The organism is Paenibacillus sp. NAIST15-1, from assembly GCF_001894745.1.
Taxonomy (GTDB): Bacteria; Bacillota; Bacilli; order Paenibacillales; family Paenibacillaceae; genus Paenibacillus_B; species Paenibacillus_B suaedae.
Genome location: NZ_BBYF01000028.1, coordinates 1 through 23318 on the forward strand (window position 1 = coordinate 1; position 23318 = coordinate 23318).

Annotated in this window: 5 protein-coding genes; all 5 read left to right on the forward strand. The window is 53.1% G+C overall.

The window, feature by feature from the left end:
* Positions 1-4270: non-ribosomal peptide synthetase (locus tag PBN151_RS29440; protein ID WP_072732143.1), on the forward strand; the 4270-nt coding region annotated here is incomplete at its 5' end.
* Complete coding sequence (fabD, locus tag PBN151_RS29445; protein ID WP_072732144.1) at positions 4267-5535, forward strand: ACP S-malonyltransferase; 1269 nt, start codon at positions 4267-4269, stop codon at positions 5533-5535. The genes PBN151_RS29440 and fabD, both read left to right, overlap by 4 nt.
* A gap of 15 nt (positions 5536-5550) precedes the next feature.
* Positions 5551-9444 (forward strand): type I polyketide synthase, encoded by a 3894-nt coding sequence (locus tag PBN151_RS29450; protein WP_072732145.1) that lies wholly within the window; start codon positions 5551-5553, stop codon positions 9442-9444.
* The gene (locus PBN151_RS29455) at positions 9432-17432 is read left to right on the forward strand and encodes a non-ribosomal peptide synthetase (protein ID WP_072732146.1); all 8001 of its coding nucleotides are present in this window, start codon (positions 9432-9434) and stop codon (positions 17430-17432) included. Before PBN151_RS29450 ends, PBN151_RS29455 begins: the two co-directional genes overlap by 13 nt.
* Positions 17433-17448: 16 nt before the next feature.
* Entirely contained in the window at positions 17449-23232 is a 5784-nt protein-coding gene (locus tag PBN151_RS29460; protein WP_072732147.1) for an SDR family oxidoreductase, read from the forward strand.
* The last annotated feature ends 86 nt before the right edge of the window (positions 23233-23318 follow it).

Here is a 23318-nt window from a genome sequence, read left to right on the forward strand (position 1 = left end):
GTGCGCATATTATGTGGCCGACGGCGACCTGGAAGCCGGTGAAGTAAGAACGTATTTGGCGGAGCGGCTGCCCTCCTACATGGTGCCGGCATACTTGGTGGCACTGGAAGCAATGCCGTTGACGCCGAATGGGAAGCTGAACCGCAAGGCGCTCCCGGCGCCGGAGGAGAATGTAGAGCGCGAGGCGTATGTCGCTCCGCGAAATGAGCTCGAGCGGCAGTTGGCAGCCGTCTGGCAGGAGGTGCTCGGACTCGAACGAATCGGCATCGACGAGCGCTATCAGGACATCGGTGGTGATTCGATCAAATCGATTCGCATCCTCTCCACGATCAGAAAGATTTGTCAGACAAACCTGCAACTGTTGGAGTTTTATCAGCACTCTACAATTAGGGAATTAGCCGGTTTCCTGGATCGTCGGAAGTACGAGCAGGAGAACGGTAGGATTGTGGCTGCGAAAGTAAAGCTGGAGAACTGGCAGCTGGGACTGCTGTCGTCGGCCGCCGGCACTTCCTTGCATAACGAGGAAATTGAAGATTTCTTTCCGCTCAGCGATATCCAGCAAGGCATGATCTACCATTCCGTCAGCCAACCGCACGATCAGCTGTATCATGAGCAGTTCGTGTATGAATTTCAAGATACGGCTTTCTCGGAACGGATATTCGAACAAGCGATGGAGCACATGATTCGCAAGCATGCCATTTTGCGAACGACGTTCAATCTGAACGATTTCCCGGCGCCGGTGCAGCTGGTGCACCGTTCGGTTCCTATGAACCTGGAAGTGATCGCGCTCGATCATCTTACGAGGGAAGAGCAAACGGCTTACTTGAAAGCGTTCTTGGAGCAAGACCGACAAAAGCCCTTTTTCCGGGGGACACAATCTTCAAATCCGATGTGGCGGCTGCGAATATTCCGGCTGGACGAGCGCAACTTCTGCTTAGCGTGGCTTTACCATCATGCGATCATGGACGGGTGGAGCAATGCTTCGTTCATTACCGAACTGACACGGGTGTACTTCGGATTAAAGCGGGGCATCACGGCGTTAGAGCCGCTTCGTCATAGTTATAAAGATCTGTTGATCGAACAATGGAGCATCCAGGATGATCCCGGAGTGAATGCATATTGGCAGGAGGAGCTGAAGGATTACCGCCGATTCGAGCCGATGTTCGCCCCGGAGGAGAACCAGCCGGAGCCTTTTATCCGTAAGGAGTTTGTTTTGGATGGCGAGTTGGAGAAATCGTTGCTTGTGCATTCAGCGAAGTTGAACCGGGTGTCCGTAAAAACCATGCTCTTTACTGCCTATGTGTGCATGATGAACACATACGATGCTGAGAACGATTTTGTCGTCGGGCTCGTCGAGAACAATCGTCCGCTTGTGGAGGACGGAGAGAAGATTCTGGGCTGCTTTCTGAACTCCATTCCCGTGCGTATTCGGATGAACGAATTGATCAATTGGCGGGATCTGCTCCTTGCAATGGATAAGAAGCTGGCGAAGGTGCAGCAGTTCGGACGGCTTTCACTGGCCCGTATTCAGCAGGCCGTCGGCGAGAGTGCCGTCTATGGAAACAAGTTGTTCGATAATATTTTTAACTATGTGGATTTGCACGTTTATGAAGGCGTTTCTCGGGAACAGCGCAGCCATCGGTCGCTGGGCGATATCGGCAACTACGAGCGGACGAATGCGCTATTCCAATTTGATTGCTTTATGGAAGATGAACGTCTGCATATCGTGGTCGCTCATGTGACGGGTGTATATCCGAAAGCGGATGTGGCGCGCATGATTTCGATCTACGAACGGATTTTGAAGCAAATGCTCCACCGGCCGGAAGCGATAGTCAGCAAGACGTCGCTCCTTGACCCCGAACAGCTTCGCCTATTACAGGAGAGAGCAAAGGAAGGGGCGTTGCTCCTGCCGGAGGAGAAAACGATTGGTGGGCTGGTTGAAGAGCAAGCGAAGCGGACACCGCAGCGAACGGCGCTTATCGGTCGCTCGGGAAGGCTAACCTATGCCGAACTTAACCGGCGGGCCGATCGGCTTGCCAGACAGCTTGCCGATCGAGGCGTCAGGGCAGGACATATTGTCGGTCTGATGGCCGAGCGTTCGCCCGGAATGATCGTCGGGCTGTTGGCGATCTTGAAGGCTGGGGCCGCATACTTGCCGATTGATCCGGATTATCCGGATGAACGAATCCTGCATATGTTGGCTGACAGCGGAACGTCCTTGCTGCTGACGCAAAAGCAGTATAGCGGGCGAACGACGTTTAGTGGCGAAATGATCAATCTGGCCGATGAGGAGCTTTACCGAGAAAAGGCTGAAGGCGACAGTGCGCGGCCTCCTGTTCGAATGGACGATCTTGCTTATTGCATTTACACGTCCGGTTCTACAGGACTTCCGAAGGGAGTACTGATTGAACACCGCGCGGTAGTTAATTTACTGGCAGGCATCACGGAACTAATCGATTTTCAGGCGGACAAGACCATTTTGTCTGTTACGACCATATCATTTGATATTTTTGTATTGGAGACGCTGGTGCCGCTGATGAAGGGCATGTGCGTAGTGCTGGCGGACGCGGAGGAGCAGTTGGATCCGGCTGCTCTCGGACGATTGATGCTTCATCACGGTGTACACATGCTGCAAACTACGCCTTCGCGATTGCGCCTGCTTCTGGACGACGATACAGCTGTCGAAGGATTGGCGAAGCTGACGGATGTCATGATAGGCGGAGAGGCGTTCGGCATGGATCTGGTTCAAAAGCTTCGCGAGTGCTCGCATACTCGAATTTACAACATGTACGGGCCGACGGAAACAACCGTATGGTCAATGGTGGCTGATCTTACGGAAACTAAGGATGTAACACTCGGGCAGCCAATCGCCAATACGGAAATCTTACTTCTGGATCAAAACGACCAGCTACAGCCTTTCGGAACGGCGGGCGAACTGTGTATAGCCGGAACGGGGTTGGCGCGTGGCTATCACAACCGTACGGATTTAACGCAGGCCAAGTTTGTCACTCACCCGCTTGACCCGGGACAGAGGATTTACAAGACGGGCGATCTTGCACGGTGGCAAGCGGATGGGCGGATGACGTATATCGGACGCCGGGATCACCAAGTGAAGATACGGGGATATCGGGTGGAGATCTCCGAAATTGAGCAGGCTTTGGCAGGCTATCACGGCATCGCAACCCCGCTGGTTGCGGCCCGCGAGCGGGACGACGGAGAAGTTTATCTCGTCGGTTACTATTTGGCGGACAACGAATTGCCGATCGCGTCTTTACGCGAGCATTTGGCCGATCGGCTGCCCCCTTATATGATTCCGGGTGCATTCGTGCGTTTGGGACGCTATCCGCTGCTGCCTAACGGCAAGATCAACCATGCGGCGTTACCGGAACCGACCTTAACCAGAAAGGCCTTGGTTGCGGAATTCCGAAAAGCGTCCAATGATACGGAACAGCGGCTGGCGGATTTGTGGCAGGAGATCGTTGGGCTGGAGACAATCGGCATGGATGACAACTTTTTTGAAGTCGGAGGTAGCTCCATCTCGCTAGTGCAATTTCACTCAAAGCTTGAAAAGATTTACCCGAATCGAATTGGCGTTACAGAACTGTTCTCTTATCCAACGCTCGGCAAGCTTGCTGCCAGAGTAGAGCGAACCGCTCAAAAGAGGCAGATTGCAGTCGATACGCTGAAGCTGCCGGGCAGCTTCCTGAATCGGAGTGGCGGGGAGAACGGGGATTCGCTGCGGTTTCATCTGAGCTCGCTATATCAGCTTCACGGATTGGCTCGGCAGTATGGCGTAGAGCCGGATGATATATTGCTGACGGCGGGTCTTTACTTGTTTTCAGAGATTACGGAACTATCGGCGATCACTGTACAAGCGATGGCGCGTAAAGAGAACGAGTTAATTCCCCTCACGTTGGACATGCGGGAGATCAGCGACTTTCCGCAACTTTTTCAAAGAGTTAATCGGATGCGGACTGAGGCAGCAGACGCCTACGGTTTGGAGGACATCCGTCCTCTTGCTATAAGGGGAGCGGTTGGCGAGATCGCTCCTTTGTTTTATAAACACGAACTGGATACGTCTCGTGAGCGCTTGAGCGATTTGTTCGGCTTTACACTTGGATATTCAGTCGAAGCGGACAAGATCGTGTTCACATGTGATTATGACAGCGGCGCAATTCGTCAAAAGTCAATGGAAGAATGGGCTGCCGGCTATGCGAGACTGCTCCGTGTTCTTACGGATCAATTTTTGAAGGAGGCTACGCAACAATGAGAAGAACAGCGCTAGTGTTCCCGGGACAAGGCTCGCAGTACACAGGAATGGGAAAGGAATTGTACGAGCAGTATCCGATTGCCAAAAAAACGTTTGAAGAGGCTGACCAAGCCCTTGGCTTCGATTTGACCTCACTGTGCTTCGAAGGTCCGGCAGATCAGTTGCAGCAGACGGAGTATACCCAGCCGGCGATTCTGACTTACAGCGTTGCGGCATACCGGGTTTTCATGCAGGAAGAAGGTATCCGGCCGCATTTTATGGCGGGCCATAGTCTTGGCGAGATTACCGCGCTGACCTGTTCGGGGGCGATTCCGTTCGCCGATGCCGTACGGATTGTGAACAAGCGCGGACGGTTCATGCAGGAATCAGCCGCGATCGGCACAGGGGCGATGTCCGCCATTTCCAGAGTGAGCGCTATCGAGGTCGAACGGATCTGCCGAGAAGTGAGCACCGAGGAAGAGCTGGTTGCAGTTTCCAACTACAACTCGCCCACCCAGACGGTGATCTCGGGTCATGTCGGGGCAGTCGAAGCTGCGGAACGCAAATTGGCGGGAATTGGTGCCGACTTCATACGATTGAAGGTAAGCGCGCCGTTCCATTGTCCACTTATGAAGCCGGCGGCTTTCCAACTTGAACAGGAATTATTGAAAATAGATTATGCCGAACCCCGGATTCCGATTATCGCCAACTACAATGCTGTGCCGTATGCTGGTGCGAACCGGATCGTTCAAGCTCTGACAATTCAGATGACCGAACCGATTCAATGGGATGCCACCATGCAATTTTTGAAGAACCAAAGCGTCAATGTCGTTGTGGAGTTGGGACCGGGTACGGTACTTCGCAATTTGATGAAAAAGAGTTCCGGAGACATCTACAGTTATTCGTATGACAAAGAGGAGGATCGTTCGAGTCTGAGGAAACTGATGTTCTCCGAAGAGCTGGAATATCCTTGCTTCGTCTCCCGCTGCTTGGCCATTGCGGTTTGTACCCGCAACCGTAATTGGAATCAGGAGGAATACCAGACAGGGGTCATTGAGCCTTATCGCCGCATTCAAACGATGCTGGCCGAAGTTGAACAGAACGGTCATAAGCCGACGCTGGAACTAAAACAGGCGGCACTCAGTATGCTTCAATCGGTGTTTACAACTAAACAGACTCCAATGGAAGAACAGCAGGAGCGGTTCGCGCAGCTTTTCGAAGAAACAAATACTCGCGACTTGTTTCCCGATGCACCAGCGAATCCACTGACGTCCTTTGTAATTTAGACAGGAGGGTGAGCAGTGGGGAATTTATTAGGTTTTTCGATCATGCAAAAGAGCACGGATGAGCCTGAAATGCAGATGGAGAGCTTGTCTAAGAAAAGCATTGCGGTCATCGGAATGGCTATCCGGTTTCCTCAGGCGGACAACCCGCAGACATTTTGGCGCAATCTCGCGAACGGATCGGACGCGATCCGCGACTTTCCGCTTTCCAGAAGGAAGGATACCGATCCGTATTTGCAAGGGAAGGGACTACTGCATCAAGACTTTTCGTATGTCAAAGGGGCTTTTCTGGAAGAAGTCGACCGCTTCGATTACCGCTTCTTCGGACTTTCCCACAGGGAAGCATCTTTGATGGATCCCAGCCAGCGATTGTTTTTGGAGACAGCCTGGCAAGCGATTGAGGATTCGGGGTATGGCGGCAATTGCCTCATCGGTACGAACACGGGAGTTTATCTCGGGTTCAGCAACGACTTTGACACCGAAACAACGTACAAACGCTACATTGCCGACTTGGAGCCGGAATCAATGCCGCTTGCCGTAACCGGTAACATCAAGGCTATTATCGCCAGTCGTCTTTCTTATCTACTTGATTTGCGCGGTCCAAGCATGCTCGTGGATACGACCTGTTCATCCTCGCTCGTTGCCATCCACACGGCTTGTCAAGCGATTCGCAACGGGGAATGCGATATGGCGCTGGCCGGAGGAATCGAACTGCATCTGTTGCCGCTCAAGGTTATGGACCGGGAGAAAATGGGTATCGAATCGTCAGACTATAAAACCAAATCGTTTGACGACAGCTCCGACGGCGCCGGCAATGGCGAGGGCGTGGCGGTTATCGTGCTGAAGCCGCTTGACCGCGCGGTTCGAGACCGTGACCCGATATATGCAGTAATTAAAGGAAGCGCGGTGAATCAGGATGGCAGCTCGATAGGGTTGACCGCGCCGAATGCCGCCGCTCAGGAGCAGGTGATTTTGCGTGCTTGGAAAGAAGCGGGCATAGACCCGGCTCAACTTTCGTATGTGGAAGCGCACGGCTCGGGCACGCCGTTAGGCGATCCTATTGAGGTGGCCGGATTGACGAACGCCTTTGCGCACTTTACCGATAGAAAGCAGTTTTGCGGTGTCGGTTCGGTCAAAACGAACCTGGGTCACCTCGGAAACAGCGCGGGTATCGCTGGCTTCGTCAAATCGGTGCTTGCCTTGCAGCATAAGAAACTGCCGGCATCTCTGCATTTTCAAAGGCCGAACCGCAAAATCAATTTCAAAGGCTCGCCGCTTTATGTCGTGGACGAACTGACGGATTGGCCGGCGCAAGACGATTCGCCCCGGCGCTCCGGGATCAACTCGTTCGGGCTTAGCGGTACTAACTGTCACATAGTATTGGAGGAAGCGCCGCTTGCAAGAAGCACTTCCGGGCGCTCTATTGCAAGTGGAGGCGTGTTGCCGCTTTCGGCCAAAAGCAGCTGGTCGCTCCAGCGTCTGGTCGAGAGCTATGACGAGCTTTTGTCGGAACCGAGGGAAATCGATCCGGCGGATCTTTGCTATACCGCCGCAATCGGACGCGGTCATTACTCCCATCGTTTAGCTATCCTGTTTGACGGACTTGCTGATTTGAAAAAAACCGTCCGCAGGCTTGCAGAGCAAGGAGTAGAAGCGGCGGAACCCCCGCATGCCGTTTACGGTGTACAAAAGAGCACGACAGGTGGTTCGCATATAAACAAAGAATCGCTTGCCGAAGAGGAAGGGAAGCAGATTAGCCGCAAGGCGGACGCTCTGCTCACAGAGCCTGGCAAGTTTGATTTGTCTGAGCTGGCAGGGCTGTATGTAGCGGGGGCGAATGTCCGGTGGCAACGCCTATATCCGCAAGGAAATCGTGTTCGGATACCGGTCTATCCTTTCGAGCCCATACGTTGCTGGCTGGATGTCCCGGCCTATCATGATTCCTATTATCATGCCATTGAATGGAAGCGTTTTAATGACAAGCAAGTTGATGAAACCGTGGCAAACGGAGCCGGCACCGTCCTGCTGCTAAAAGACAAGCACGGCCGCGCGGATCGTTTGCGTGAGATGCTTGAGCGCAGTGGAACGCATGTGATTGAAGCGGCTATCGGAACCGAGTATAAAAGGCTCAGCGAGACCTCATATGTCTTGGGCCATAATCAAGCGAGCTATGACCGGCTGCTCGGAGAACTCTCGCAAGTTACGGTCACGCAGGTCGTCCATTTGGTGGCTTTGAGCGGCGGACAAGTTCTGGAAACGGTCGACGAACTGGAAGAGGCTCAACGGCGAGGCGTCAACAGCTTGTTTTATTTAACAAAGGCGATTTTGCACAATAAATGGAAGCATCGCATTCATTTGCTGCTTCTCGGGCAAAACGTCCATGAGGTGACGAGGAACGAGGCGGTCTTGTATCCCGAGGCAGCCGCGTTAATGGGTCTGGGCAAAGTCGTGTCCCATGAGTACCCGCACATCGTATGCCGCTGCCTGGACATCGACGGAGATACAAGCGACGAGCAAATTGTCGCCACATTCGGAAGAGACCAGCTTCCGTACACGCTTGCTAGCAGGGGGGGCCAGTTGTATGCCGAAACGCTGAAACCGTTCGATCCGCAGGCGTCTGGACAGCAACAGATCGTGCTCAAGAGCGGCGGTGTGTATTTGATTACGGGAGGATCGGGCGGGATGGCGCTCGAAATTGCCAAGTACTTGTCTGCGCAAGGTAATTTGAATATGGCTTTTCTCAGCCGTACCCCGTTCCCGAACCGTCATTCATGGAAAAGGCTGCTGGCGGAGGGCACGACGAGAAAAATGCGCGAAAGCATTCTTTGCCTGCAAGAGATCGAAGAGAATGGCGCCAATGTTCGATTCTATGCCGTAGATGTTGCGAACGAGAGCAAAATGGCCGGTGTTATAGCCGATTTGAAAAAGGAGTTCGGACGAATTAATGGGATCGTGCATTGCGCGGGAGTGGCCGGCAACGGCTTCCTGGTGCGTAAGGAAGAGGCGGTGTTCGAAGAAGTATTGGCGCCGAAAATTCGGGGAACGTGGGTGCTTGACCGGCTCACGAAGGACGATCCGCCGGATTTTTTCGTGCTCTTCTCATCGATTTCCACCTTAATATCCGCCGTCGGGCAAGGGGACTACACGGCGGCCAACGCCTATCTCGATGCATTTTCCCGCGCACGGACCAAACAAGGGCGGCGAACGTTAAGCTTGAATTGGGCGATGTGGAAAGAAACCGGTATGGCGCTCGATTACAACGTCCGCAACGATTCCTGTTTTCGAGAGCTTCATACGAAAGAAGCGCTGCTGGCATTCGACGGCATTTTTCACACGGAAGCTTCCAATGTGATTATCGGAGAACTCAAGCATGAGGAAGTGCAGGAACTGCTGACCGGAGATACGTTCGGCTATCTCTCGCCGGAGCTTAGGGATCGTATCGTCAAACGTGCGCCGGCAAACACGGGTATTCCGGCAACCGGAGAACGTCCGGTTCGTCCGGTTCAAGCGAACACGATAACCAACGTTACGCTGAAAGGCAAGGAAGAAGGAAGCTTCAGCGATATAGAGCAGAAACTGGCCTCCATATGGTCGAAACTGATGGGCATGGATTCGATCAGCATTCACGATAATTTCTATGACATAGGAGGCAACTCGATTTTGGCGACGCATCTGCTGCGTGAGCTGGATGAGGCGTTTCCGAATCATTTCGATATTACAGACATTTTCTCCTATCCTACCATTTCTTTGATGGTCGAATATTTAGATAGCCGGCTGAATGTCGCGAGCGACACGGAGCCACCAAACTCGTCCTTGGATGAGCTGTTGGATCAGTTGTCAGAGGGGAAACTTTCGATTGAAGAGGTGAATGAACTTATGAAATCGGTAGGTGAAGACCAATGGAAAACGTAAGAAACTATATTTTTAAGCAAGTTGCCGCAAACAAACTGCCGAAGGAGGAAGCCAAGGCCCTCCTCAAAGAGCTCTATCAATCGAATGCGGACGAATCGAAGAAGTCCAGCGGGGACATTGCCATCGTCGGGATGGCCTGCAAATTACCTGGCGCAGAAAGCTTGGAAGCTTATTGGAGCAATTTGGTGTCGGGCGTACGTACGATGGGAGATTTCCCGTTCAATCGCCGCCGCGACACCGATCAGTTCGTCAGCAGTGGCATCGAGTATCGCAAAGGCGGTTATCTCGATCAGGTGGATCGGTTCGACGCGCCGTTCTTTCGTATTTCGCGCCGGGAAGCAGAGGCGATGGATCCGATGCAGCGGCTGTTTTTAGAGACAGCTTGGGAAGCTATGGAGGATTCGGGTATTGGCAGTGAAAAACTGAGCAACACAAGAACCGCTGTATATGTTGGCCAGGAGACCAATTATAACAACGAGTACAGGAAGCTGCTCGCCGAAGAGGACGAGCTGTCAATGACTGGATCCCATACTGGAATCATCGCCAGCCGCATCCAGTACTTGCTCAATTTGCGGGGGCCGAGCCTTGTCGTGGACACGGCTTGCTCATCCTCGCTCGTGGCGCTGCATCTTGCTTGCCACGGCTTACGGAATAACGAATTCGACTATGCGCTTGTCGGCGGCATTTCCGCATTCTTTTTCCCGGCGGGCCAAAGTCTCGTCATGGAATCGGGCACTGCTGAAATTCGCGCTTTCGACAAAGGCGCGAACGGAACGTGCTGGTCGGAAGGTTTCGGCGTTGTCATGCTCAAGCCGCTAGACCGTGCACTGCATGACCATGACTACATCCATGCGGTTATAAAAGGGAGTGCCATGAACAATGACGGAACATCGAACGGCATTACGGCTCCCAATGCGGATTCGCAGGCCGAAGTTCTAACGGCGGCGTGGGATGCGGCAGGCATTCCGCCGGAGTCCATTTCCTACATTGAGACGCACGGAACGGGAACGCCAATCGGTGATCCGATCGAGATCAAAGGGCTGACAAAAGCGTTCCAACGGTATACGAACAAACGCCAATTTTGCGGCATTGGATCTGTTAAGACCAATATCGGACATGCGGTCGCCACATCCGGAATCGCGTCGCTGATGAAGGTCGTGATGGCGATGCAGCACAAGAAGCTACCTCAGACGCTCGCTTTTCAGGCGCCTAACCCTTATATCAATTTTGCCGATTCGCCAGTGTACGTCAATGACTGCTTGCGGGACTGGGACGAAGGTTCCGGGCCAAGACGATCCGGTGTATCGGCGTTTGGATTCAGCGGAACCAACGTGCATGTCGTGCTCGAGGAAGCTCCTGCCCGGCCTGCGCGCATCCAGTCAGGAAGCGGCCCGGAATTGTTCACCGTCTCGGCTCGTACGGAAACGGCGCTGAGGAGTCTGCTGAGAAGCTATTCCGATTATTTACGAGATCATCCGGACGTTTCGCTGACCGATCTTTGTTATACGGTGAATACTGGCCGCAGGCACTACGCAATCCGATTGGTTTTTCGAGCCCATACGGCTCAAGAGCTTCTGCACATGTTACAGCAAGCGTTGATCGGTAATCTGGAGGATATACCGGGGAGAATCCCTAACAGCCACTTCGGCATGTACAAGCTGATTTTCCACAAGCAGGAGAAAAAAAACGGCGAGCTGACGGAGCATGATGTTCTTCGGCTAAGTAATGACATAAACGAAAGATTGGCCGGAATGCTGATTTCCGGCTTATCGGACAACTCGGCGGAGGAGATTGGCCGTGCGTACGTCTCAGGCGCCGACGTCAATTGGAGCTCCGTTTATAAACAGACGGAATGCCGGTCACTTCGCGTGCCGACCTACCCGTTCGACAGACTTCGGTATTGGGCAAGCGGAGAGCATCTCTTGCAGCAGAAGGATGCATGGGGACAACTCGTGAACGCGCCGCTGCTCGATCGCTGCATGTCGTTAACAACAAGCGAGGGTGTTTATGAGACGGATTTCGACGTCGAAAAACATTGGGTGCTGAGCGAGCATATTATCAGCGGTCATGCTGTACTGCCTGGAACAGCATACGTGGAGATGGCCTTGGAGGCAGGAGAGCATTATTTGGGCCTGCCACCAGGGGGTATCGAAGAAATTCAATTCCTGTCCCCTTTTGTCGTGGAAAATTCGGAAATCAAGAAGCTGCGCATTGCTATACGCGAGGAGGAGCAGCGCTTGTATTTCACAATTAGCGGCCCTCAAGGAGAGCAAAGAGAGGAAGACTGGATCGTACACGCCGTCGGGGAATTGATGCGTGCCGACACGGCACAACCAGCATCTTACGACCTTGCTGAGATCGCCGTCCGCTGCCCGCAAGCGGCATTGACTGAGGCTCCGGATTCTGTTCCGTCCTCCAGCGAGCGATCCATCGTATTTGGGCCTCGCTTTCGGAATATCGTCGGTTTGCAGGCTGGGGAACAAGAGGCGCTTGTGGAATTGGAGCTGCCGGCGGAATTCGCTTCGGAGGCAGGCGTATACCGGCTTCATCCGGCGCTGCTGGACAAAGCGACCGGCGCGGTTTCCGATCTGCTGGCGGGAGAGGGCGATTTGCTTCTAGCTTTCGCTTATAGCCAGCTTCGTATTATGGAGAGCTTTCCGGAGAAGGTGTTCTCGTATGTGAAAAGATTGGATACTTCTTCTCGGGAGATCCTCACTTATCAAGTAACGATCATGGATAAGCAGGGGAAAGTTTTGGCGGAAATCGACAAATTCACCGTGAAGAAACTTCGTGGAAGTTCGCAAAAATTATTAAATCAAGACGAAAAAGTTCCGTTCTTCTACGAAACCGGCTGGCGAGAAATCGCAGAGCTGAAGCCAGGCTCGTCGGGCAGACCGGAAATCATATGCGTATTGAAAAACCAGTTCGTACCGGCGGACGATTTTGTCGCCAAGCTGCGGAACGGGGGTCATTCGGTTCTTCAAGTGGATGTTGGGGACGCGTATGGCCGATTTGACGATTGGCACTATGTCGTCAGCGGATCGGAGGAAGATTATATTCGGCTGCTGGCGGATATCCGGAGCGTGCCTTTTACGAAATGGATTCATTTGTCCGCGTGGTGTCAATCGCAGGCTTCGAATTACGACGAGCTGAAAAGTCGCGGGCGGAGCGGAGTATACGATCTGTTTCGTGTGATACGCGCGCTGGCCAAGAGCAAAAGGCCGGAGAAAACCGAAATCGTACTCGTTGCGGACAACGCTCGGGAAGTTACGTCGCGGGAAACGACGATAAAGCCGGTTAACGCCGCCCTGTTTGGGCTGGGCAAAGTCGTCGAGTCCGAATATCCGGATTTGAGCTGCCGCTGCATCGATCTGGACGAAACAGCCGGTGCTGAAGAACTTTGGCGGGAATTGCAAACAGAAGGTGCCCCTTACGCAGTAGCCTACCGGGAAGGAAAACGTTATGCAGAGGAAATAAGACCTCTCTCATGGGAAACGGAGCAGCAGCAAGAGGTCGAACTGCGAGAGGACGGGGTGTATGTTCTGTCGGGCGGCACGGGCGGCATCGGGTTGGAGATTGCGCGGTGGCTCTCCGCCAGCCAAAAAATTAAGCTGGTGCTTTTGCATCGCTCATCGTTCCCTGAGCGTTCCCGGTGGGATGCCTTGCTGGCAGATGACGCCGATGCCAAACTGTCGGGCAAACTGCGCTTACTTCAAACGGTTGAAGCAAGCGGCTCACAGGTGCTGCTCGTCCAGGCCGACGTGACGCAGCGACAATCGCTGCAGACCGCACTTGAGGAGATCCGCCGACTGCATGGCCCCGTCCGGGGGGTCATCCACAGTGCAGGCGTTGCGGGGGACGGGTTCCTGATCCGCAAGGAGGAAGAAACCTTCCACAGCGTTTTGGCTCCCAAAATCGAAGGTGCCTGGTTGCTTGATGAGCTAACCCGGGAGGACAAGCCCGATTTCTTTTTAATGTTCTCTTCCGTGACTTCGATTCTGGCCGGACCTGGACAAGGCGATTATACGGCAGCCAATGCTTTCCTTGATTCGTTCGCCGCTTATCGTATGAAACAGGGGAGCAGGACGCTGACGATTAACTGGCCTTCCTGGAAAGAGACCGGAATGGCTTACGATTATGGCGTCAACCATGACGGAATCTTTAAGGCGTTGTCCACTTCCGATGCGCTATCGGGATTAGGCGCGGCGCTGCAATGCCCGACAAGTAGGGTGATCATCGGCGAACTGAATTACGATCTGATTCAGGATGCCGATCAGGCCCCATTGCTATTGTCCGAAGAGATTGTCATGGAACTCAAGCGGCGGGCACTGAGAACAAAGCGAAAGCCGACAGTCGAAAATAACGCCAACACCTTCGTATCGGTCTTACTTGAAGGACGGTCATCAGGTATTTATTCTGAGCAAGAGCAGCAGTTGGCTGCGATTTGGGGAGAAGTGCTCGGAGTTCAACAAATCAGTATCCAGGATAGTTTCTACGATCTTGGCGGCGATTCGTTGCTGGCAATCAAGATTTCCAATCTTATTGAGAAACGAATGGGGCAAAAAGTCGATATCAGCGATCTCTTCGAATATTTGACGATTTTCGAATTGGCCCGGGTATTGGGAGGCGAAATACCGGAAGTAGCCGGCACAGATTCAGCGGACAGAAAAGATCCGAAACCGAAGCAGCCGGGAGAGGAGCGGATGTACAGTCTCTCCAACGCACAAAAACGAATCTGGTTCCTACATAAGCTGAATCCGGAACTGCACGCGTATCATTTGCCGCTCACGTTCGAAACGGATTCGGCACCGGATCGGCATGCCTTTGAAGCGGCTCTGCGGCTAATGACAGAAAGGCACGGCTCGCTACGTACCGTTATCCGTGAAGAAGGCGGTGAGCCCAAGCAGGTTGTTCTTCCTTACGTGGATGTCCAAGTGGTGTGGCAGAGTCCGCTGCCCGATACGGATAGCCGAGAGTCATATGGAGACCTGGTTCGGGAAGAGCTTGAACGTCCCTTCGATTTCGGAGAACGATTGTGGCGAGTCAAGGTGTTTCAAAGAAACGACGGACGCTGCCTAATCAGCCTAACCGTTCATCATATGATTTCCGACGGATGGAGCATGATGATCTTCAAAAACGAGCTTCTACAGGCGTATGCCTCGTTGTTGGCTGGTGAAGATCCTGGATTTCCGCCGCTTCAGGCGGAATACGGAGATTGGCTGGAGCAAATGGAAGTGCGGGATCGAAGCGAGAATTTCCTCCAGATGGAACGCTACTGGCTGAAAGAACTCAGCAAGCCTCTTCCCGTGCTTCAGCTTCCAGTCGATTACCCGAGGCCGACCATGCAGACTTACAACGGTAGTTATCTCATCTTTGAGATCGATGAGAAGCGAACCGCACGGATCAAGGAGCTCGCGAAACGGCACAAGGCTACTTTGCACATGGTTCTGTTGTCGAGTTATTTCTTGTTCCTGAATAAGCTGACGCAGCAGGAAGAGCTTGTCGTCGGTTACCCGATTGCAGGACGCGAGTCGGAGGAATGGGAACCGGTGTTGGGATTGTTCATGAACCTTGTCTGCATGCGCCTCTCGCTGTCGGAGAAGCGGACGTTCGAAGAGTTTGTTGCCGATGTTAGGCAAAAAAGTTTGCAGGTTTATAAGAACGGCAGCTATCCTTTCGATCTGCTCGTATCGAAGCTGAACCCGGAACGGGATATGAGCCGCAGTCCGGTATTCCAGACGTTGTTCCAGTTCTATGAGAATTACCAGCAGAATGAGCACCACAGCTTATATGAGCTGTGCTTCTTGTGTAAGGAGATCGGTGACAAAATCGAGGTGAGGCTTGAATACAATACTGACTTGTTCGGTAGCGCGACCGTTGAGCGCTTCTCTCGGCAATTCCTGAACATGCTTGATCAGATCATAGCAGACGAGAAGCGACCGATCGCAGATTTCAGCCTGCATAGCGAGCAGGAGGCGGCTGCGCTTCTTGCAGAGTACTCCAACGAGCAACCTGAATTATTGCCGGATAAAACCATTACCGAATGGTTCGAGCAGACAGCAGCCCGCTGGCCGGAAGCTCTAGCGGTCACTTGCGGAAAGGAAAGCATCACTTACCGTGAGCTTGAACACCGGTCGAATCAAATTGCGAATTTGCTTTCCGGCATCGGCGTAAAGGCGAATGACCCTGTCGGACTGATGGTAGGCCGTGGCCTGTCCTTAATCGTGGGCATGCTCGGCATTCTGAAAGCCGGTGGAGCTTATGTGCCGCTCGATCCAGACTATCCAGCCGAACGAATCAGTTACATGCTTACTCACAGCGAGGCACGGGTGCTGCTAACTGAAGCCACTTATATGGAGGGTGTCGCAGCTATTGTGAAGCCGGATGGCGTGTTATCGGTTGTCGTCGATCTGACCGGGCGTGAAAACCGTCATCTGGCGGGTATCGCGCACACCTTTCATTTGGACGACATCGAGCGTCAACCGTGCCAACCGCTACCCGCGCAATCTGGGCTTGACGATCTGATGTATTTGATCTACACATCCGGTTCAACAGGACAACCGAAAGGGGTCGCCGTTTCACATGCCAACACCGCCAATTTTCTAAAGTGGAGCATTGCAGACGGAGAAATTGGATCGGCTGACCGAATGGCGCTGTTTACGTCGGTCAGCTTCGATATATCCGTATTTGAAATTTTCGGCGCGCTTTTGAGCGGAGCTGGACTGTATATATCAACACGGGAGCAGTTGCAGGATCCCGCGGCCATGCTCGCTTTCCTGAATGAGCATGGAATTACTGTGTGGCATTCCGTTCCGACGCTAATGCGTCAGCTCCTGATTCATCTTCGCCATGTGCCGGATCAGGTGATTCAGCCGGCTGCTACCGTTATCCGTAGGATCATGATCGGCGGAGAAGCGTGGAATGCCGAAATTGCCAGAGAAATTCGAAGCGTCTTCCCTCATGCGGAACTGCTGAATATGTACGGACCGACGGAAGCGACAATCTGGGTGTCCAGTAGCCGCGTCGGGGACGATTCGCAGGAATGGGGCAATTTGGCGATCGGCCGGCCGATAGTCAATAACAAGCTACTTATCCTTGACGCCAAGGGCAGGATCTGTCCGGTAGGCGTTCCGGGAGAGATCGCGATAGGCGGCGTCAACGTCACCCGTGGCTATTACAAGGACCCGGAAAGAACGGAAAAAGCCTTTGTCCGTTTTGAGCCGACGGGGGAAAGGATTTATATGACCGGCGATTACGGGATGTATTTGCCGAGCGGCGAAGTTCGTTTCCTCGGACGAGAAGACGGTATGGTCAAGGTGCACGGCTACCGTATCGAAACCGGCGAAATCGAGAGCGTGCTGCTCCGCAAGCTGGAAATTGCCGAAGCCGCCGTCATCGCGCATCCAGAGCTCGGGACGCATAAGCTGGTTTGCTATTACACATCCCGATTCGAGATACTGCCCGGAGATCTGCGCAACCAACTGAGGGAATACTTACCATATTATATGATGCCTGCCCATTTTGTATTGCTGGACGAGCTCCCAAAAACGTCGAATGGAAAAATCGACCGTAAGCTTTTATCAAAGTTGCCATTGCAGGAGTCGACGGGGGGATTGGGCAGTTACGTAGAACCCGTTACGGAAGTCGAACGGAAAATTGAGGAAATCTGGTGCGAATTGCTGGGAATCGGACAGGCCGGCATGCATGATAACTTCTTTGAAATCGGGGGCAACTCATTCCTTGTCAGCCAGATGCATTATCAGATTGAAAGGCTGTATCCGGGGCGCATTAGCGTGGTAGATATTTTTTCCTACCCGACAATATACACGCAGGCTGGTTTGATTAGCGGGACAGCGGCTTCGGACGAGGAGCCCGGCCGAATGTCAGACACGAGCGAGGCGGAACTGGAAAAGGAGCTATACGACATGTTCGAGGAGATCGCTTCCGGGAATGTTTCGGTAGAGGAAGCAGTGAAAAAGTTGATCTGATGAGGAGGGAGGCCAAGTGAGCGGCGTATATCAATATGTCATTGAAAAAACAGCTTCGGGAAGCATAGACAAGGCGATCGGTGTCGAGATTTTGAAGCATTTGAAGCGGGAGGATAAGGGAAGGTCTCGCCAAGATATCGCCATCATCGGAATGGCGGTCGAAATGCCGAATGCAGAGGATTTGAGCCAGTTCTGGAGTAATCTTCGGAACGGAATCGATTGCGTAGCTCCTTTCCCCGATTCGCGAAAGGCCGATCTCCATGAGATTAGGCAAGCAGGGCAGCTTGGGGATGACCCCAAGTATGCAGAAGGCGCGTATTTGCGGGATGTTGCCCATTTTGACCCCGCATATTTCAAGATCTCGCCTATGGAAGCCAAACTGATGGATCCGCAGCAGCGTCTATTCCTTCAGAATGCATGGAAAGCGATGGCAGACGCAGGATATGGCGGGAACCGGCTGTCAAAATCACGTACTGGGGTTTACGTCGGATTGTCCGGAGATTTCAACGATTCGTATCAAGAGCTGATCGCGGCGATCAATCCCGATCAACTGCCGCTCTCTGTTACGGGCAACATCGCTTCCATTATCGCCAGCCGTATTTCTTACTGCCTTAATTTGAGAGGTCCGGCGATGCTCGTGGATACGGCGTGTTCCTCCAGTTTGGTGGCCGTTCATCTGGCTGCGCTCGGTCTTCGTAATGGGGACTGCGAGGTGGCGATTGCGGGGGGAGTAAAGGTCAACTTGCTCCCGCTCAAGGAAAGGATGCATCCGCTCGGCATCGCCTCTTCGACGGGAAGAACCCGAACATTCGATGACGGCTCGGACGGGACAGGATTCGGAGAAGGCGTAGCAGCGATCGTGTTGAAACCTCTTGAACAGGCTTGTAAAGACGGCGACCGGATTTACGCCGTCATCAAGGGCAGCGCCGTAAATCAGGACGGCAGTTCGAGCGGAATAAGCGCACCGAACGCTCTGGCTCAGGAAGATGTGCTTATTCGTGCTTGGGAGGATGCGGGCATCGAGCCGGAAACCATTAGTTATATGGAGGCGCACGGCACGGGGACAAAGCTTGGCGATCCGATTGAAATCGACGGAATCGCCAAGGCCTTCGCTCATTTTACAACTCAAAAGCAATTTTGCGCCGTCGGTTCGGTGAAGTCGAATATCGGCCATCTCGATCATTTGGCGGGCTTGGCCGGATTGGTGAAATCTGTCCTGGCCTTGCAGCATGGCGAAATACCGCCCTCGCTGCATTTTCAACGTCCCAACGGGAACATTCCCTTCGAGAGTTCGCCCGTATTTGTGAACGACAAGCTGATCCCCTGGATTGCGGAGGATACGCCTCGCAGATGCGGCGTCAGTTCGTTCGGACTAAGCGGCACCAACTGTCATATGGTACTGGAGGAGGCGCCTTCCTTCAAGGTGGAAGCGGATGCAGCAAATACGGGGCGTCCCCGTGTGTTGATGCTTTCCGCCAATACGAAGGAAGCCTTGCGGGAATTGGTGCAAAGCTACCGGTTTCATTTGGAGAGAAAGGCTTGCTGGAATCTTGACGATTTGTGCTATACGGCAAATACAGGCAGAGGACAGTACAGCCACCGACTCGCGCTGCTATTTACGGACGAAGTCGAATTGAAAGCCAAAATCTCGCGCTTGGCTCGATCGGAAGAGTGGAGCATCCTCGAAGAAGAGAATGTTTATTACGGGGAAAACAGAATCGTTTCCTCGCAAAAAACAAACAGACAGGCCGGGGAATTAACGGAAGAGAGCAAACGCCGACTTACCGCGCAAGCCCGCTCGCTGCTAGTGGCCGGCGGCCAGCTTGCGGAATTGGCCCGACTGTATGTCGGCGGGGCGGATGTAGAGTGGACGACACTTTATAGGGATCGAAAGTACAGTAAAACGGAATTGCCGCCCGACCCGTTTACGCAAAAGCGCTTTTGGGTTGAAGCGGCCGCAAACAAGCAGCGGATCGAGCCGACCATTCACGGGAATGCGCAACCACTTACTTCGCTTATCGACCGACAGTTGGCCGATACGATGAGCCTTCGGATATACGCCAGCGAATTCCGGTTTGAAGAGAGATGGGTGCTGTCGGAGCACAGGATTGGCGACAACGGCATTGTGCCGGGAACAACGTATCTCGATATGATTCGTCAACTATCCTTGTTGCATTATCCGGGCAAGGAGAGCCACCTTGAGCAAGTAACGTTCCTTTCGCCGCTTTACGTTTCCGAGGGAGAAGCGCGGCAGATGCACTTGTTTCTTGAGGAGGAAGGGGAAGACCGCCTTCGCTTCACCGTCATTAGCCGGGACGAGGACGAGCATGTTTGGGTAAAGCATTGCGAAGGTAGGCTGCTTCCGGCCGTTCCACGAAACGACCGTTCATTTTCACATCAGGAAGTGCTCGATCGGTTCGCGGAATGCGAACCGATCGAGGTTCAGGAACAGTATCAAGGAGAAATCCAATTCGGCCCAAGATGGCATAACGTCAAGCAGATCCGGGTTGACCGGATGGGGGTGCTTGCTCGTATTGCGCTTCCGGACGCATTCGCCTCTGACGGCCGCGAGCATCAATTGCATCCGGCGTTAATGGACAATGCGATGAACATCGCGATTTCACATATTGGAGAAGGTTTTTATCTCCCGTGGATGTACAAGAAGCTTCGGGTATACGAAAGGATGCCGAAGCAATTTTTCAGCCTGATCTCGCTTAAACAGGAAATTCGGCAGGATGCGGAGACCGCAGTCTTTGACGTCACCCTTTTCGATGAGGAAGGCCGTGTAATTGCCGAGGCGGAAGATTATGTGATCAAAAGAGTGAACAAGCAAGGCGTGGTTTACCAGGGATTGAAGCCTGCGGATTCTTTTCGGATGACGTGGGTGCCCGAACCTGCTGCGCCTGCGGAACCGGCGGTGAAGCCACACGGATCGGTGCTTCTTCTCAGCAATGACAGACAGGCCGCTGCATCGTTCTCGGAACGTTTTGCCCAGGCGGGCTGCAACGTGATCGAGATCGAACTTGGTGGCCAATTCCGCAAAGTCGGGCCTGATCGTTTCACCGTATCCGCCGACGTCCATGATTTCACTCTTGTATTGCAGGCTACGGACACGGAACAAATCGGGCAAATCGTCTATCTCATGCAGGAGCCGCCGAAAGGCGATGAAGATTACGAGAGGTTCGATGATCTGCGGAAGAAGAGTGTTGAGGGTCTGTTCTCGCTCATCCAATCTCTTCTGCACAATAAAGTTTCGCAGCCACTGGATTTCATGCTGATGGCTCCGAACGCACAGAGCATCTCGGGGGAAGAAAGCGGGCTACAGCCAATGTTCTCCGCGCTGTTTGGCCTTGGAAAAGTCATTCGCGAGGAGTATCCGACCCTACGTGTTCGCTGTATTGATTATGACGAGATGACTCCGTTCGATACGCTATGGAAGGAAATCGCGGCTCAGCCGTCCGTATATTGTATCGGCTATCGTCAAGGTGTCCGCTACTTGCCTCAACTGGTGCCGCTTGAACAGGATCAAACGATCGAACGTCCGCTTGAACTGAAAACCGATGGTGTTTACCTTCTTACGGGCGGATTAGGAGGGGTGGGGCTGGAACTCGGCAAACATTTTGCCGCTTCGCTTCCGGGCATCAATCTGGCGTTCCTGAATCGTACGCCTCTGCCTCCGCGGGAACAATGGGCGAACCTGACTGATGATTCCGGGAACGGTCGGACGGAGCGGGCTATTCAAGCATTGTTGGAGATGGAGCGGCGCGGGGCGACCGTATGGAGCTATTCGGCAGACGTCTCGAATCCGGATGATCTTGAACGCGTGCTTCGTGAGTTGCGGGCGGAGCACGGCAGGATCAATGGGATCGTGCATGCGGCCGGCGTAGCGGGTAAAGGTTATCTGTTCAGTAAAGACCCGAAGGACTTTCGAACCGTATTGGCGCCGAAGGTTGGCGGCACCTGGCTGCTCGATAAGCTGACCGAAGAAGACAATCCGGATTTCTTCGTTCTGTTCTCCTCTGTTGCCTCCCTTATGGGAGGCATCGGACAGGGCGATTACGCGGCTGCAAACGCTTATCTGGACGCATTTGCGGCGGATCGGAGCAGGCGCGGTAAACGCACGCTAGCGATCAATTGGCCTGCCTGGAAAGAGACGGGGATGGCGGTTGATCACGGCGTTCAAGATAATGGCGTCCTACAAGCGATACGCACCTCATCCGCTTTGCAGGCTTTGGATCATTTCCTGATGCAAGAGCATGTGCAGGTGATTGTCGGAAAATTGAACGATAGCGCGGCCTCCGTGCTGTCCAATTCCTTTTTGTTCGGCCTTGCGCCTGAGCTGGAGCGGAAGATTGCCAGAATGAACGCTGCCCGGGAGCGTCGCATGCAGAAGGATGAGCCAGTGGTTTTTGCCGAAGTGGAGTTGCAAGGCAAAACTGCATACAGCGAGACGGAAATCAAGCTGGCCCAAATATGGGCGGGCGTCATGGAGCTGGAGCAGATCAATGTCTATGACAGCTTTTACAGTCTGGGCGGCGACTCCATCATCGCGGTTCGGATCGTGAGCAACATGGCCGATCATCTTGATGTGGAAATTGGAGTCAATGAGCTGCTGGATCACGCCACGATCGAGGCATTGGCGAGCCATTTGGATAACCTGGCAGGTCGTAATCCGGAAATTAGGCATGCCTCCTCTGAACAGATTTTGACCAAGTCGGGCGGCACGGGGCAGGTTTTAGAAGATCATGGGACAACTGCGGACGCTGTTGCGGAATTGCCGGATAAAGCAATCATTAGCCTGTCGTCCTTTGAACGGGTTCAAGAGCTGTCTTGGCGGCAGTTGAATTGCTATGATAGAGGTTTTGCCATCCAATTCGGCGATGAGAACGCCTATTGGATTTCTTATTTTAAGCTGTTTCTAGGCCTAAAGCGGGGATATGATCTTTCCGCACAAGGCTATCCGTACGCGCTTTCGGATCAGGAAGAAATTTTCGGTTATGCGACTGATCACCAAATTCTGGGGAAGTTCGGTTTCGCCATCCGGCAATTGCAGGTCGAAGATGCTTCCCAATTACATGAAACGATTTGCCGCCTTGTGGAGCAGAAAAAGCCTGTAATGGTTGCATTTGACGAGTTTTATACTTTCTATACCCCCTTCTACTTGAAGGAGCATACGGATCACTTGACCGTCATTCACGGGTATGACCGAAGAAACAAAACCTATTCCATTGTGAATCACAATCATTTGCAGATCCAGGCAAGGCATGAAGTATCTTACGGGCATTTTACGACACCGTTCGCCTTGCTAGAGGAAATATACGGCGATCTTCCTGCGCAATCGAGAACTGTGATTACGCTGGAGCGCATACCTGAAGCGGTAGTAAATGTGAATGCTCTAAGGAAAGAGTTGCTTCACCTGCTGCGTCAGCTAATGGAGGACGATCAAGCTGGAAGTGATATCGAATTGATTGCGAATTGGGAATCGCACAGTGAGGAGAGCTTGAAGCAGAAGATGAGAGAGCTGTATATCATGCTCGGAGGAAAAGAACTGTTCGTCGATGCGCTAGTGCGGGATTTCATAGAAGAGCCTCAGAAGACTGCCGTCAGAGAAGCGGCTGATGTCATAGTCAACAGATCCTCCCAGTTGGTAACCAAATTCATCACCGGGATTTTCCGAAAACGCGGTGTCACTTCCGAAGAGCTTGAGCTTGAGCGTACGCATATCCGACAGAAAACGCGCGAGTTCCTTGATCTGGCTGTGAAGGCTCTGGAGAGAATCCCGGATCGGCAGGAGTCGTAAGCCTGCCGTAGCGACCGAAAGATTCCATTCAGGATTCGAGGACTGAGCTGCCCAAGATTGCCGTTGAGGCATAAAAAAAGGTTTGG